This window comes from Brevibacterium antiquum CNRZ 918, from assembly GCF_900169145.1.
GTDB lineage: Bacteria > Actinomycetota > Actinomycetes > Actinomycetales > Brevibacteriaceae > Brevibacterium > Brevibacterium koreense.
In genome coordinates, this window is the sequence record NZ_FXZD01000008.1 from 122,319 (window position 1) to 136,001 (window position 13,683).

Annotated in this window: 15 protein-coding genes; 10 read left to right on the forward strand and 5 right to left on the reverse strand. The window is 63.2% G+C overall.

What is annotated here, in order from left to right; all coding sequences use genetic code 11:
* The first annotated feature begins 54 nt into the window (after window positions 1-54).
* Window positions 55-999 (forward strand): FkbM family methyltransferase, encoded by a 945-nt coding sequence (locus tag BANT918_RS12540; protein ID WP_101620566.1) that lies wholly within the window; start codon window positions 55-57, stop codon window positions 997-999.
* A 34-nt stretch (window positions 1,000-1,033) separates the two neighbouring features.
* On the opposite strand, the gene BANT918_RS12545 is transcribed toward BANT918_RS12540, so the two are convergent.
* The gene (locus BANT918_RS12545; protein WP_208618104.1) at window positions 1,034-2,206 is read right to left on the reverse strand and encodes a M20 family metallopeptidase; all 1,173 of its coding nucleotides are present in this window, start codon (window positions 2,204-2,206) and stop codon (window positions 1,034-1,036) included.
* Window positions 2,207-2,308: 102 nt separating this feature from the next.
* On the opposite strand from BANT918_RS12545, the gene BANT918_RS12550 reads away from it, so the two are divergent.
* Window positions 2,309-3,787 (forward strand): glutamate-cysteine ligase family protein, encoded by a 1,479-nt coding sequence (locus tag BANT918_RS12550; protein ID WP_101620567.1) that lies wholly within the window; start codon window positions 2,309-2,311, stop codon window positions 3,785-3,787.
* Window positions 3,788-3,816: 29 nt separating this feature from the next.
* On the opposite strand, the gene BANT918_RS12555 is transcribed toward BANT918_RS12550, so the two are convergent.
* Window positions 3,817-4,113, reverse strand: coding sequence for a cupin (locus BANT918_RS12555; RefSeq protein WP_101620568.1), 297 nt, complete (start codon window positions 4,111-4,113; stop codon window positions 3,817-3,819).
* A 126-nt stretch (window positions 4,114-4,239) separates the two neighbouring features.
* On the opposite strand from BANT918_RS12555, the gene BANT918_RS12560 reads away from it, so the two are divergent.
* The 3 genes from BANT918_RS12560 to BANT918_RS12570 are packed head-to-tail and all read left to right on the forward strand — an operon-like array spanning window position 4,240 to window position 7,004.
* Window positions 4,240-4,812: a peroxidase-related enzyme gene (locus BANT918_RS12560; RefSeq protein ID WP_208618105.1), complete on the forward strand. Its 573-nt coding sequence runs from the start codon at window positions 4,240-4,242 to the stop codon at window positions 4,810-4,812.
* Window positions 4,813-4,815: 3 nt separating this feature from the next.
* Window positions 4,816-6,027 carry a pyridoxal phosphate-dependent aminotransferase gene (locus BANT918_RS12565; protein WP_101620570.1) on the forward strand — a complete coding sequence of 404 codons (1,212 nt, stop codon included), beginning with the start codon at window positions 4,816-4,818 and terminating at the stop codon, window positions 6,025-6,027.
* Window positions 6,024-7,004: a DMT family transporter gene (locus BANT918_RS12570; RefSeq protein WP_101620571.1), complete on the forward strand. Its 981-nt coding sequence runs from the start codon at window positions 6,024-6,026 to the stop codon at window positions 7,002-7,004. Before BANT918_RS12565 ends, BANT918_RS12570 begins: the two co-directional genes overlap by 4 nt.
* A 16-nt stretch (window positions 7,005-7,020) precedes the next feature.
* Here the strand turns inward: BANT918_RS12570 and BANT918_RS12575 are convergent, their stop codons facing one another.
* The 3 genes from BANT918_RS12575 to BANT918_RS12585 form a co-directional block, all read right to left on the reverse strand.
* Window positions 7,021-7,380: an ArsR/SmtB family transcription factor gene (locus BANT918_RS12575; RefSeq protein ID WP_101571527.1), complete on the reverse strand. Its 360-nt coding sequence runs from the start codon at window positions 7,378-7,380 to the stop codon at window positions 7,021-7,023.
* A 100-nt stretch (window positions 7,381-7,480) separates the two neighbouring features.
* Window positions 7,481-8,461 (reverse strand): ABC transporter substrate-binding protein, encoded by a 981-nt coding sequence (locus tag BANT918_RS12580; protein ID WP_101620572.1) that lies wholly within the window; start codon window positions 8,459-8,461, stop codon window positions 7,481-7,483.
* Between the two features lie 3 nt (window positions 8,462-8,464).
* Window positions 8,465-9,052, reverse strand: a complete 588-nt coding sequence (locus BANT918_RS12585; protein WP_233429470.1) for a peptidoglycan-binding protein — start codon at window positions 9,050-9,052, stop codon at window positions 8,465-8,467.
* A gap of 174 nt (window positions 9,053-9,226) precedes the next feature.
* On the opposite strand from BANT918_RS12585, the gene BANT918_RS17250 reads away from it, so the two are divergent.
* From BANT918_RS17250 to BANT918_RS12605, 5 genes are all read left to right on the forward strand, one after another.
* Complete coding sequence (locus tag BANT918_RS17250) at window positions 9,227-9,442, forward strand: hypothetical protein (RefSeq protein ID WP_145996986.1); 216 nt, start codon at window positions 9,227-9,229, stop codon at window positions 9,440-9,442.
* A 151-nt stretch (window positions 9,443-9,593) separates the two neighbouring features.
* On the forward strand, window positions 9,594-10,307 hold the full coding sequence (locus tag BANT918_RS12590) for a HEAT repeat domain-containing protein (RefSeq protein WP_101620574.1): 714 nt from the start codon (window positions 9,594-9,596) through the stop codon (window positions 10,305-10,307).
* Between the two features lie 161 nt (window positions 10,308-10,468).
* Entirely contained in the window at window positions 10,469-11,524 is a 1,056-nt protein-coding gene (locus BANT918_RS12595; protein WP_101620628.1) for a MerR family DNA-binding transcriptional regulator, read from the forward strand.
* A 9-nt stretch (window positions 11,525-11,533) separates the two neighbouring features.
* Window positions 11,534-13,015 carry an LssY C-terminal domain-containing protein gene (locus BANT918_RS12600; RefSeq protein WP_101620575.1) on the forward strand — a complete coding sequence of 494 codons (1,482 nt, stop codon included), beginning with the start codon at window positions 11,534-11,536 and terminating at the stop codon, window positions 13,013-13,015.
* Between the two features lie 131 nt (window positions 13,016-13,146).
* A complete protein-coding gene (locus BANT918_RS12605) occupies window positions 13,147-13,668 on the forward strand; it encodes an SRPBCC family protein (protein ID WP_101620576.1) in 522 nt (173 codons plus the stop codon).
* The last annotated feature ends 15 nt before the right edge of the window (window positions 13,669-13,683 follow it).

The following is a 13,683-nucleotide window of genomic DNA, read 5'->3' on the forward strand; positions in this document are numbered from 1 at the left end:
GTCTCGACCTTGGTACTGTGAATCAAAGGTTCCGCTCAATCGAGGGAGAGCTGTGTGAACGACTACCTGCGGTCGCTCAAAGGCCGGAAGCAGAAGTGGTTCGGACTCAAACTGCCCGTCAAGACTGCACTCGCGCAACCGTATCTCCACCTGATGCTGAGGACGCTGGCGCCCCACATCAACGGCATCAAGGTCGGCAGACTGCCCGCACCGATCGGACTCACCGAGGTGCGCGGGCGTGCCGGAGGTGCCGGCTTCTACCTCGTCGATCCATTCCGCTGTGAGATCGCCAAGGAATTCTATTGGGGCAAGGGTCGCCGGACGGAGGCAGAGGACGCCTTCGCGCTCGACCTCATGGTCGAACTGTCCCGCGACGCGGACGTGTTCCTCGACATCGGTGCCTACACCGGGGTGTTCACGATGGCGGTTCTGGCCGCGAATCCGGCCGCAGTCGCCCACTCCTTCGAGATCATCCCTGCCGTCGTCACCGGGCTGAAGAAGAACATTGCCCGCAACCACCTCGGCGATCGGGTGAGCGTGCATCTGACGGGGGTCGGCAAGCCCGGCACCACGATGCACGTACCCACTGGTGACGGGGGTTCGGCTCTGCCGTCGTTCTACGGGGCGGGCATGGACTTCGACTCCGGTGCCCAGGTGCACTTCACCTGCCTCGACGAGCTCCTCCCGGACCTGCCGCCCGGCCACCCGCAGGTGACGGTGAAGATCGACGTTGAGGGTGCGGAGAACGATGTCCTCGACAATGGCCGGGAACTGTTGGGCACACTGCAGCCGGACATCCTGTGCGAGGTTCTCGAAGAGAGGGCGCAGCCCGCGCAGCTGATGCGCATCCTCGATCGCTTCGACTACCACTACTACCTCGTCGGCCACGATCACCTCAGTGCCCGTGACGAGATCGTCCCCGACCCGCATTTGCGCGACTGGCTCTTCTCCATGAAGAACCCGGAGGACATGCGGGTCGCGGGCTACCCGATCACGTGACTGCCTGAGTGAGTTCAGGAGCTTGAAGCTTGCTTCAGCCCTTGAGCTGATCGGCGATGAGGGCTGCGAGCAGAGCGGTGCGCGGGGCGATCTCTTCGATGACCGCGTGCTCGTGTTCGGCATGTGCACCATCGCCCACGGCACCCAGACCATCAAGTGTCGCGATGCCGTCGCCGGCGGTGAAGTTACCGTCCGAGGCGCCGCCCACGGAGACACCTTCGGGAGCGGGCAGACCAAGTTCAGCGGCCAAGGCAGTGGCGCGATCGAAGAGTGTCGCCGACTGCTCGCGCTCGAACGGTGGACGGTTGATTCCGCCGATGACCTCGATCGACGAGCCCTTGAGTTGGGGCCGTGTGGCGAGCTCACGCATGGCGGCATCGACTCGGTCGAGTTCGGCGGCGGTGCGTGCACGCACATCCACATCGACACGTGCCTCGGCGGGGACCGTGTTCGAGGTGGTGCCCGCACTGATCACGGTCGGCACCACAGATGTCCCCTCCTTAGGTTTGGCGAGATCGGCGACGAGGGGCAGATGCAGGGCCAGTGCCATGCCCGCGTTGATTCCCTTCTCCGGTTCGAGCCCGGCATGGGAGGCCTTGCCCGTGAAGACGAGTGTGTAGTTGCTCGTGCCCTTGCGTTCGAGTTTGAGCGCACCCCCGGCGCTCGCCTCCATCACATACACGGCCTTCGCCTCGGCCGCCTCGGCGCGAATGAGATCCGAGGACGAGATCGACCCGATCTCCTCATCGCCGGTGACGAGGATCGACAGACCATCGAGGGCACTCTCGCCGAGGTGCTCGCGCAGGATCGCGCTCGCGTGGATGCTCATGATCGCCCCGGTGAGCATGTCGAAGCTGCCCGGCCCGCGCAGGATTCCGTCGTCGGTGGAGAAGGGGATGCGGTCTAAGGTCCCGTGCGGCCACACCGTGTCCTGGTGGTTGAGGAGGACGACGCGGGCCGGCCCCGAGCCGAAACGCAGCCGCACATGGGCAGTGTCATCGATGGTGATGACCTCGGCCGACGCACCGAGGCGTTCACGCAGCAGTTCGACGAAGTCGTGGGCACCGGCGGCCACAGCTTCTTTGTCGTGAGAAGGTGTTTCCTTCGTGATGACGCGTTTGATGTCATCGAGGATGAGGGGGAGGCGGTCGGTGGCCTTGGCAACGAGGTCAGCGGACTGGAGCTCTGAGGACTGAGAGGTAGTCATGGCCCGATTCTACGATGAGGCCTGCAAGGGCGGTTGCAGTGTCCGCATCGTGTGACGGAAATAGCCTACGCAAACCGCCTCAGCCTGTGGTTTGCTTGACCCATGGGTGAGGCAGTCAATTCCAAGCGGTACACGCCGGAAGAACGCACGCTGTATCGGGAGAAGCTCGCGGAGAACCTCGAGCTCTTCGACACGTACCTGCGGCATGCGGAGTTCAAGTCCGCGGGCACGATCGGTCTCGAGCTCGAGCTCAATCTCATCGACTCCGACAATCAGCCGAGTCTGAACAACAAGAAGGTTCTCGAACGCCTCGACGATGAGTACCAGTCGGAGATCGGCGGCTTCAACCTTGAACTCAACCACCCAGTGCTGCAAGTGGCCGGCCGTGGGCTGAAGACCCTGGAGGCGGGCGTGGCACACCGGCTGGGCAAGGCTCAGAAGGCCGCCGAGGCGGAAGGGCTGAAGGTTGCGTCGATCGGAACGCTGCCGACCCTGAGCACCCAATTCCTCACCGAAGAAACGTGGATCACCGAGGAGAACCGCTACGAGGCGCTGAGCAACTCGATCGTCGATGCTCGCGGTGAGTACGTGCGCATCGAGCTCGACGGCGAGGAGAAGTACAAGCACGAATTCGCCGACATCGCCCCGGAGGCATCCTGTACGTCGATGCAGCTGCATCTGCAGGTCGCTCCCAATAAGTTCGCCGAGGCGTGGAATGCCTCCCAGGCGATCGCGGCAGCACAGGTCGCAATGAGCGCGAACTCCCCACTGTTCGTCGGCCGCAAACTATGGCACGAATCCCGGATTCCGGTGTTCACCCAGTCCATCGATACGCGCACCCCCGAGCTCGTCAACCAGGGAGTGCGGCCCCGAGTGTGGTTCGGGGAACGCTGGATCACAAGCGTCTTCGACCTCTTCGAAGAAAACGTCCGGTACTTTCCACCGCTGCTTCCCGAAATCAAGGACTTCGTCGAGTTCAGCTCTGCCGATGCCCCGAAGCTCTACGAACTCAACCTGCACAACGGCACCGTGTGGCGCTGGAATCGGCCGATCTATGACTCCTCGGACTCCGGTGCCCATATCCGCGTGGAGAACCGACTGCTCCCGGCCGGCCCGACACCCGTCGACATGGTCGCCGACGCCGCCTTCTACTATGGTCTGGCCGAGTTCCTCGTCGGGCAGAACCGTCCCGTGTGGTCGCGAATGTCCTTCCGCGAGGCGGAGGAGAATTTCTTCGCCTGCGCCAAGGACGGCATCCATGCCCGCGTGACCTGGCCGAAGATCGGCCACATCGATGTCGCGGATCTCGTGCTTGATGTTCTCATTCCGCAGGCGCGCCGGGGATTGAACCGTCTGGGCATCGACAAGGACGTCATCGAAGAGTACATGTCGATCATCGAAGGGCGAGCCGAACTGCGTGCCAACGGTGCGACCTGGCAGCTGAGGATGCTTGACCACCTGGCGCCGAACAGCTCCCCGGACTCGCCGGAGCGCCGCGAGGGACTCAAGGCGATGATGGACGCCTACGTGAAGAACCAGGCCTCAGGCGAACCCGTCCACACGTGGGACGTGCCCGCCTAAGTACTGCTGTCTCAGTGTTGCTGCCTGAGTCAGAGGCGTTCGATTTCGACGAAGACGACAGCGGCAGAACCGCCGGGGTTCGAGACTTCATGCTCAGCACCTGCGGCGCGGGTGTAGCTGACTCCTGCTTCGAGTTCGGCGTTGATCTGCGTGCCGTCCGAGTTCTGCACAACCATCGTGTCGGTGACCATGGGCACGACGACGTATTCGTACTCGTGCTTGTGCATCGGGATGACGCCGTCGGGTTCGATTGTCCACTTCGTTACTCGAAAGACTCCGTTGTCGAGCTGAACCTCGCCGGTCGAGCCGGTGTTCTCGTCACTCATGATTGACACTCCTTATGATCGTCATCGATGGTCTGCACCTCACCCTAGCCCTCAGTACAGCGGCATCCCAGCCCGGTACGTGACCCGTGGCACACAGGAAGCGCCTCGGCGGTTAGCATGAGCAGTATGCGCTACCCACTGGCTGACATCGACGAGGTCGAAGACGATATCCGCGAAACCATCCTGGCCGTGTCCGAGAAGTCGGGCTTCGTGCCCAACGTCTTCCTGTCCCTGGCCCGGCGACCGGCCGAATTCCGTGCATTCTTCGCCTACTACGACGCTCTGATGGAGAAGGAGACCGGGAACCTGACCAAGGGAGACCGGGAGATGATCGTCACGGCCACCTCGGCGGTGAATAACTGCCTCTACTGCGTCGTCGCGCACGGAGCCGTGCTGCGGATCATGGAGAAGAAGCCCCACGTGGCCGACCAGGTGGCCGTCAACTACCGCCAGGCCGACATCACCGACCGCCAGATGGCGATGCTCGACTTCGCGATGAAGGTCTGCACAGAGCCCTGGGCGCTCGGCGACGCTGATTTCGCAGCCCTGGCCGAGCACGGATTCGACGACGAAGATGCCTGGGACATCGGCGCGATCACCGGATTCTTCGGCCTGTCCAACCGAATGGCCCACATCGGGTCAATGATGCCCAACCCCGAGTTCTACCTCATGGGACGCGTCCCACGCGAGAGGAAGTGACCAATGACCACGAGCACCCACACGAGTGCGCCCCGCGTCTCTGACCGAGCCGGCCTCGTCCAGCCGTTTGCCGCCATGAACATCGTGGCCAGAGTCCAGGAGATGTCGCGCTCGGGCCGGGACACCATCGCCATGTGCTTGGGCGAACCGACCCAGGGGGCGCCGGGACCGGTGCGCAGGAGAGCCGCCGAGGTGATCACCGACGGCACGAACCTCGGCTACTCCCCGATCTTCGGCATCCCCGAACTGCGCGCAGCCATCGCCGGGCACTACCGCGACTGGTACGACGTTGAGGTGCCTGCCGAACGCATCGCCATCACCACAGGCTCCTCCGGGGCTTTCCAGACGGCCTTCCTGACCTGCTTCGACGCGGGTGATCGCGTCGCCCTTGCCCGCCCAGGCTACGGTGCATACAAGAACATCCTCGCCGCTTTGAACTGCGAGATCGTCGAACTCGACTGCGGAGCGGACCACGGCTTCCAGCCCACCGTCGAACTCCTCGAACAAGCACACGCGAAGGCCCCCCTCAAGGGACTCATGCTCGCATCGCCGGCGAACCCCACGGGCACGATGATTTCAGGCGACCACCTCGGCGAGCTCATCTCCTGGTGCGCCGAACACGGCGTGCAGGTGATCTCCGACGAGATCTACCACGGCATCAGCTACATCGGCACGCGTGGTGAGACCGCGCTGGCACATGATGACAATGCCATCGTCATCTCCTCGTTCTCGAAGTACTGGGCGATGACCGGATGGCGGCTCGGTTGGGCGATTCTGCCCGAAGAGCTCACGCACGCTGCCCAGAACGTGACCGGAAACCTGTCGCTGTGTGCCCCGGTCCCCGCACAGCATGCGGCCGTGGCTGCCTTCACCGAAGAGTCCTACGCTGAATGCGAAGCGGCGGTCGAATCCTTCGCCCGCGCCCGCAAGCACGTTCTCGACGCCACTGCTGACCTGGGATTTACCGATATGGCGCCGCCCGATGGGGCGTTCTACATGTATGCCCGCATCGACGAGATCCTGCAGCGGTCCGGCGCCGGTATCGTCACCGCGACCGATTGGTGTCAGGTGCTCCTCGAAGCCACCGGAGTCGCCCTGGCCCCGGGTGATGACTTCGATTCCTTCAACGGGCCCCGCTCGGTGCGGCTGTCGTTGGCCGTCGGCGCGGACAAGACCGCCGAGGCGCTCGACCGGATCCTCGACTTTATGAGATGACTCCGAACTCGGCCGCGGCCCACGACGGGGGACCGTTTGCGGACCCATCTGTGTCTTCGCGCTCACCAACCGCCTCAGATCCGCTCTCGCCCACTGGTCTGCCGACGTTGGGCATCATCGTCTCTGCGCTGCTCCTGGGCTCGGCGGGCCTGTTCGTCATCCTCGCCGAGGCTAGTGCCCCGACTGCGGCATTCCTGCGCTGTTGGATCGCTGTCATCGTCCTGGCACCCCTGGCCATCCTCGAACTCCGGCATCATGGGCTCCTGCCGTCCAAGGCACTCGTTGTCGCAGCGGTCTCGGGTGCGGCTCTGGGCATTGACTATGTGCTGTGGGCCCAGAGCGTCCTTGATGCGGGAGTCGGTGTCTCTACGGTGCTCATCAGCGTCCAGGTCATCGTGTTTCCGGCACTGGTGTGGGTCTTCGGAGGATCGCGCCCGGGCTGGTTGTTCATCGCGTGCATCCCCGTCATGATCATCGGCATGCTGCTGACCGGAGGCGTCTTCGGTGCCGATGCGGGAGCCGCGAACCCGGGGCGTGGTGCGGTCTTCGGAGTGCTGTCTGGAATTCTCTACGGCGTCTACATCTTCGGCATCCATCACTGTCGGAAGGCGGCACCGAACTTCGTGGTCGCACCCGTGGCTGTAGGCACCGTTGCGGCGGGAGTGATGACGGCGATCGCCGGTGTCGCACTCGGCGGGCTCGATTTCGACCTGGGCTGGGACGGGTGGGCGTGGATGGTGGCGTTGGCCGTTTTCGGCCAGGCACTGTCATGGGTGCTGTTGAGCATTTCGAGTCCGCTGGTGACGGTGCCGCGAACGGCTGCCCTCATGCTGCTCCAACCGCTGTCCGCCGTGGTCCTGGGCGCGCTCATCGCCGGAGAGCGACTGCAGCCGGCACAGTGGATCGGTGCGGGGCTGGTCGTCGCCATCGTCTGGGTCGTCGGCGGTGGCCCGGAGGCGCTGCGCAGGAGGCGGTGACCTATTCAGGTGCCACTCAGTGCTCGTGACCTTCGACGGTATGGGCCAGGGCATCGAGGATGATGTGGGCGACGTGGTCGTCCTTGAGCGAATAATAGGCTTCGCGGCCGATCCGGTTGACCCCGACGAGGTGGAGGCCGCGCAGGAACTTCAGATGCTGAGACACCAGGGGCTGAGAGAGCTCGGTGGACTCGACGATGTGTGTCACTGTCGCCTCACCGTGGGCGAGAACCAGCAGCATCTTCAGCCGCGACGGCGTGGCCAGTGCCTTGAAGAGGTCGGCGGTCTCTGAGATGGCTTCGAGATTGTCCTCGGGGTTGCGCAGGAGCTGCTCGACTGCGGCATTGACCGGGGTGGAATCTGAAGTGGAAGCCATGGAAAGAGATTACCGGAAATTCTGCACCGAACTCACGTCTGCATCACAGCAGGCGGGCAAGCCGTAGGCGCGCGGTCGACGAAAGGCTCGCCCTCAGGGCTCAGAGGAAGCCCTGTTCGGCCTTGCCCAGATCGTCGGGGAAGTCCTGCAGCAGCCAGTCATAGCTCAATGGCGACAGGTTGGTCAGGGCTGCGAACGTGTTGTCATCGAGCACGGTGTAGTGCTTGCCGCGGATGACCTTGACTTCCCGATAGAACGGATCCTCCAGCTCGTCTTCGTCCAGCATCGTCTGCCCGACATCGGGGAAGTGGATGAGGAGGACATCGGCATCGAGCTGGTCGACCTGAGGCTTCGTGACCGAATGCTTCTTGGCAGAGTAGTCCTCTGCCGCGGAGTTTTGGAACATGCCGATGCCGGTGAAGAAGCTGTCGTCGCTGCCCGAATACGACAGGTAGTCGATGGAATCGGCTGTGACGTCGGCGCGGGCATAGGTCGTGTCTTCGAATTCGAGGTGGTGGGCGGCGACCTCCTCGGCCTCAGCGTTGATGTCATTGACGCTGGACTCAGCCTCTTTCGCCTTGTTCAATGCAGTGGCGACGGCGGCGGTGCGATCGGTCCACGTCGCATCGTCTTCGGCGGCAACGACGGGCGCAATATCGGAGAGCTCGTCGAAATGCTCTGCGACATCGTCGAGACCGGTGGCGAGGATGACATCGGGTTGTGCTTCGCGGATCGCCTCGACATCTGGACCCTTCTCCGCGTCATACAGGGCCGGAGTGTCCCTGCCGGCATCATCAAGGGCCTCTGCGGCCCAGGGGCTGGCCTTCTTGTCTGACAGCGCCGGTGCGACGACCGGATCCTCGCCGAGCGCCACGGCGATGTCGAAGTCAATGGAACTGGTCACAGCGATCTTCTCCGGCTGTGCTGTGATCGTGGCACTGCCATAGGGGGAGTCGACGGTCTGCGGGTAGGGGCCGTTGGCGTGGCTTGCCTGATCGGGAAGTAGTGAGCATGCGCTGAGCGACAGGGCCGTGCCCAGTCCCAGCACGGCCAGGGTCAGTGGCTGGTGTGCAGTTCTCACCGTTCAGCTTAGGGCTTCGACGTCGTTCTGAGTGCCGATGAGGTCGTCGGCCAGGGACTCCCACTGCTCATAGGCATCAGGCAGACCGGATCGCTGTACGGCCTGTGCTGCTTCGGTGGGGCTCATCGTGTGCCAGTCTTCGATCTGCTCGAGACCAGGGTTCTCGATGTCCGGGTTGATTCCGTAGAAGGACTTCGTGGCGTAGATGGGATCGTTGAGGTGCTCCGGTTCGCCCCAGCCCTGCGAAGGGCGCTGCTGGAACAGGCCGATCGAGTCGCGGTCACCCGAGTCGAGGTTCCGCAGCGAGGATTCCTGGAGTGCGGTCATGAGGGCGATTCTGATCGCCCGGTCGTCGAAGTCCCCACCACGGCCGATGCCGATGATGAGTCGGGCATTGTCGATCTGCTGCTCGGTCAGTTGATTCACTGAAGCCATCTGCATCTGCCTGAGCGTAGTCGAACCGAAGGAGACAGGTGAATTGACGATGATGACGGCGGCGACGACCAGGGCCATCACCGCTGCCCCGAAGCCGATCAGGGCACCACGAAGCACGGACCGAGATCCGTTGCGGTGTCGAGTCTGTCCAGCCATGAATATAACGATAATGCAACAAACTGACGGATGCATGTGCCCACGCCGTGCCTCTTGTCACAGGACGGTCACGGAAGTGAATTCCTTTGGGTGGTCCGACGGTGACGCTTCGTGTTCCAACTCTGCGTCATTGTGTGGGGATGTATCCGTGGGGACGCCGTTTAAGATCGGACTATGGTCTTTGTGAGACGACGCAACCCGAGATCCCGACTCTTCGGGTGTCTGGTGGGTGTGATCGCGGTGGTCACCATGGTGATCGTTGTCATCGCCGTCGTCGCCACGGTGGTCATTGTGGGCGCTGGCAGCGACGGTTCGGGTGAGGGCTCGAGCGGTGATGGTGCACCAAGCAGTGCGCCGGCCTCCAGCGGGCACTGGTCGAACGGCGGGTGAGTGGCAGGGGCGGCTCATTTCTCGGCACTGGTGCCGACGACTGTTCTCTGCACAGGATGACGCGGATCCCATGAACTTTGCCTGTCATCTCGAACCGGCTTGACCTTGACACGATGTCAGGGCCTTCACTGGTTTCAAGGAGGTGGACACCATGACCAATCCACACAGCACCGATACATCCGCGCAGCACGTCTCGCAGCCCCAGGTGAAACAGGAGCTCGTCATCGCAGCGCTGTCATCGCCGAATCCACAGCAGCGACTGCAGGCGGCGCTGTCCGTCGGAATCACGGCCGAGGACCGCCACCTCGGCGTTCTCATCCAGCGGAGCGGAATCGAGCCGGACTTCTTCGTCCGTGACATGCTCACCTGGTCAATCACTCGGATGCCTGCCGAGGCGACCGTTTCGCTGCTCATCGCCGAGCTGGGCTCCGATGTTCCGCAAGCCCAGAGTCAGGCACTGCACACATTGTCGAAGATCGGTGACCCCCGCGGCTGGGAGGCCATGGACCCGGGAGTCATCGGAGACGGGCTGATCGCTCATTCCGACACCGAGGTGGCCCGCAGTGCGTGGAGGGCCGCCGTGGCACTTGTTCCCGGTAGTGACCGAGAGCGGTTGGCCTTGTCCCTGGTCGCACAGCTTGGACTGGGCGACATGGAGACGCAGAAGAGCCTGAGTCGAGCCATCGTCTCCCTGGGTGAGGACCTCGTGTCAGTGCTCGATGGAAGACTGCAGGCAGAGGAAGAAACAGTGCGGACACACGCCATGGCGACCCGGGACATGTTCACCGATCCGGACGCCGGTTTCGCTCACGCCTTGAGCGAAGCCAAGCGCATGGTCGCACTGGGGTCCGAGGAGTCAGCATAGGTCGACTGTGGGAAGGGTTGACCGAGGCGGCGCTGCCGGGCGGGGCAAGCTCGCGCAGCGCTGCGTGCGACGCCTCGGGCTCCTTCCTCATGAGCCGGGTGCGTTGATGATGGAGCCACGACAGCGTGACCTGTCTATAGTGGGAACGGGAGGGGGTGCTGATGCTGATCGGCGAAGTGGCCAGAAGGTCAGGCGTGAGCGCACGGATGCTGCGGCACTACGAATCCCTGGGTCTGATCGAACCCAGTGAGCGCACCTCGAGCGGGTACCGAGAGTACTCCGCAGCCGATATCGGGCGAATATTCCATGTCGAAGGGCTGCGCAAGCTTGGCATGTCGCTGGCAGAGATCGGAACCCTTCTCGGCGATCCTGCGTTCGATCCCGGGCGTCTGATTCGCGAGCTGGCCGAGACGTCGAGGCGGCGCATCGCAGTCGAACAGGAACTGCTCTCCCACCTCGAGCGGATCGACCGCCTCCACCATGCCGACGGTGAAGCTCTGCTGTTGACCATCGATCTCATGCGCTCCCTCGAATCCGGCGATGTCATCCAGCGGCACAAGGCGGCACTGGGCAGCGGCGTCGACGGAACTGTACCCGTCGAGTCCCTGTCCGCAGCCGTTCTCAACGAGTCTGTGCTCAATGCCGCCGGAGCCATGCGCTGGGCCCTGGCACAGTCGGGACCTGAGGCGGTCCGCTACTTGGCGAAGGGAATGGACGATCTTTCCGTCGAGGTCCGTCGCAACGCGCTGCAGGCACTCGACGAGATCCGCCGCACTACTGCGAAGGAAGAGCTCGGGCCCGTGGCTGAGGCGACCATCACCGCATCCCTGCACTCCGGCCTCGGTGATACGGACCTTCAGGTGCGCAGCGGCGCCGCACTCATATTAGGGCAGATGGGGGATCCTGTTGCAGTCTCGGATCTGCTCGAAATCGCGATGGACGGACCCAAGGACATCGAGGCCGCGGAGGCGCTTGCCGCCTTCGTCAACGAGGCCCCGGAAGACGGGCAGCGTGCTGAGGTCGCGACGCGGATCATGTCGGATCTGCGTCGGCATGCCCGGTCGCCAGAGGCGAGGGTGCGGTTCCGAGTGCTGCAGGTCCTGATCGAGATTCCGGGCGCCGAGGTCGATGACTTCATTGCCGAACTCAGCTCCGATGAGAGTCTCGAGGTCGCAGCGACGGCGACGGCGACCCTGAACCGCCGCCGCGATCATTAAGCTTGGCCTATGACCTCTGGAACTGCGACGCCCGAATCAGGCCCCGATTCGGGGCACGGCGGCTCAGGTGCCTCCCCGAAGAGACGGCAGAGGCAGCCATTCGCATTCCGGCGCCACCGTTTCACCGTCACCGGGGTCCTCGACTATCTCTTCTTCCTCTTCGGAGGTGCCTCGTCAACGTGGTTGGCGATGCTGATCCTGTTCAAAGGGTTTTCTCTGGGGTGGTGGCAGGTGCTGACCCTGCTTGTGTTCTGGGGAGTGGTCTCGTACTTGGCGCTTCCGCGGCTGCATCGCATCCTCTCTCAGATCTACGTTCCGAACTACTTCATCGGTCGAGCTCGGACCTCGGACGGATTGCTCGGTGACCCGGTCAACCTCGCATGGCGCGGCGATGAGACGCAGATCCATCACGCCATGAAGGCTGCCGGCTGGATTCTTGCCGATGACATCACGCCGGCCTCAACCTGGGAGATCATCAGATCCACTCTGACCAGGCGGAGCTATCCCAAGGCGCCGGTGTCGCCCCTGCTGCTGTTCGGCAGGCGGCAGGACTTCGCCTATCAGCAGGAGGTCGACGGCGACCCGGGTCAGCGCCACCATGTGCGGTTCTGGAAATGTCCCACCGGATGGATGCTGCCCGGTGGGCATCAGGCGGACTGGTTGGCGGCGGGCACGTATGACAAGAGCGTCGGGATCTCGCTGTTCACATTGCAGTTCACTCACAAAATCGAAGAGAACACCGATGTCGAACGTGACTACATCGTTGACACGGTGGCTTCGACCGATGACGCGATCGTCGTCCAGCATATCCAGGACTTCTCGACCGGTTACCATTCACGCAACGGCGGCGGGGATGCGATCATCACGGACGGGGATCTGCCGATCATCGAAGCCACGGAGGTGGTTGCCGACGAGTCCGACTCTCCCGACCGGCTCGAACTGGCGCTCGATGCGACCCAGATCTACGCCGATGCACGGTCGGTCAGAGAGGTGACGAGGACCCTGTGGCACAGGCGGCCCCTGCAGACCGTCGTCGGTGCCGCACTCGTCCTGGTCCTGCTCATCTTTCAGGCGTGGGATGTGCTGGGCACAGTGCTTGACTGGGACGGACTGCGCACCGAGGTCGTGGACAGCAGTGCTGACATCGAAACCTTCGGCGGCGAAACGGCAACACGGATCGTGGCGGGAGCTCTCATCGGAGCCAGCCTCCTCATCGGCTGCCTGCAGGTGATCGCGAGCATCTCCGTGTTCCGGGGCAGCAATCGGGCTCGACTGTGGATCCTGACCCTCTCCACGGTGTCCGTGATCGTGTCGATGACGAACTACTTCACCGGAGACCGCGACCTCGCGACCAACATGTACGCACTGATGACGATTGCCATGCAGGTCGCCGTGCTGCTGTCGCTGTCAAGCGATTCTTCGCGGCTGTTCACTCGTTTCAGCACCGCAGAGCTGCGAGCCGAACGTCAGGAACGGGCACTCGAGGACTGAGTGCATGTCAATTCAGGATTCGATGGCACAAAAGTTCGCGGACTGGGCAGGCTGTGTATCCTGACAGCGACTGCATTTCGGTGGCGCGAACCTGCTATCGGAACCGGACCCCAGCGAAGAGGCGGAACCCCATGACCGAACCGACATCCAACTCATCTGCTTCCGGCGATGGAGCCAGTGCCTCCGACGCCTCAATCTTCGACACGATCGACCCGGCTCTCAAAGTGGTCAGTGCGGAAATCGAGATCGCCGCACCCGCCTCGGAGATCTTCGAGCTCATCGCGGACCCAGTCCGGCAACCCGAATGGGACGGCAACGACAACCTGGGCACAGCCGCTCAGGGGCAGAGGCCGACCAGTGCCAGCGGGTCCTTCATCACCACTCTGAGCAAGGGCGTGGACCGCGAGAACCACATCGTCGACTTCGAGGAGGGCAGGCTCATCGCCTGGAAGCCCTCCGAAGTCGGCGGTGAACCGTTCGGCCAGAAATGGACGTGGGAGATCGAAGCAAGAGGCGAACGCTCAAGTCTGGTTCGCCAAACCTATGACTGGACCGAGTTGAGAGACCCCCAGCGACTGCCACGCGCGCAGTCGACGACGACCGAGAGGCTGCTGGCGTCGCTTGAGGGGCTCAAAGCACTCGCCGAAGGCTGAACCGAACCGCTCCTC

What these genes read in the sequence shown, in the direction of transcription:
- BANT918_RS12575 (WP_101571527.1), bottom strand. Translation starts at nt 7,380, where the DNA reads ATGGCTTCCACTTCAGATTCCACCCCGGTCAATGCCGCAGTCGAGCAG.
- BANT918_RS12590 (WP_101620574.1), top strand. Translation starts at nt 9,594, where the DNA reads ATGACCAATCCACACAGCACCGATACATCCGCGCAGCACGTCTCGCAG.
- BANT918_RS12605 (WP_101620576.1), top strand. Translation starts at nt 13,147, where the DNA reads ATGACCGAACCGACATCCAACTCATCTGCTTCCGGCGATGGAGCCAGT.
- BANT918_RS12595 (WP_101620628.1), top strand. Translation starts at nt 10,469, where the DNA reads ATGCTGATCGGCGAAGTGGCCAGAAGGTCAGGCGTGAGCGCACGGATG.
- BANT918_RS12560 (WP_208618105.1), top strand. Translation starts at nt 4,240, where the DNA reads ATGCGCTACCCACTGGCTGACATCGACGAGGTCGAAGACGATATCCGC.
- BANT918_RS12555 (WP_101620568.1), bottom strand. Translation starts at nt 4,113, where the DNA reads ATGAGTGACGAGAACACCGGCTCGACCGGCGAGGTTCAGCTCGACAAC.
- BANT918_RS12600 (WP_101620575.1), top strand. Translation starts at nt 11,534, where the DNA reads ATGACCTCTGGAACTGCGACGCCCGAATCAGGCCCCGATTCGGGGCAC.
- BANT918_RS12570 (WP_101620571.1), top strand. Translation starts at nt 6,024, where the DNA reads ATGACTCCGAACTCGGCCGCGGCCCACGACGGGGGACCGTTTGCGGAC.
- BANT918_RS17250 (WP_145996986.1), top strand. Translation starts at nt 9,227, where the DNA reads ATGGTCTTTGTGAGACGACGCAACCCGAGATCCCGACTCTTCGGGTGT.
- BANT918_RS12550 (WP_101620567.1), top strand. Translation starts at nt 2,309, where the DNA reads ATGGGTGAGGCAGTCAATTCCAAGCGGTACACGCCGGAAGAACGCACG.
- BANT918_RS12565 (WP_101620570.1), top strand. Translation starts at nt 4,816, where the DNA reads ATGACCACGAGCACCCACACGAGTGCGCCCCGCGTCTCTGACCGAGCC.
- BANT918_RS12545 (WP_208618104.1), bottom strand. Translation starts at nt 2,206, where the DNA reads ATGACTACCTCTCAGTCCTCAGAGCTCCAGTCCGCTGACCTCGTTGCC.
- BANT918_RS12585 (WP_233429470.1), bottom strand. Translation starts at nt 9,052, where the DNA reads ATGGCTGGACAGACTCGACACCGCAACGGATCTCGGTCCGTGCTTCGT.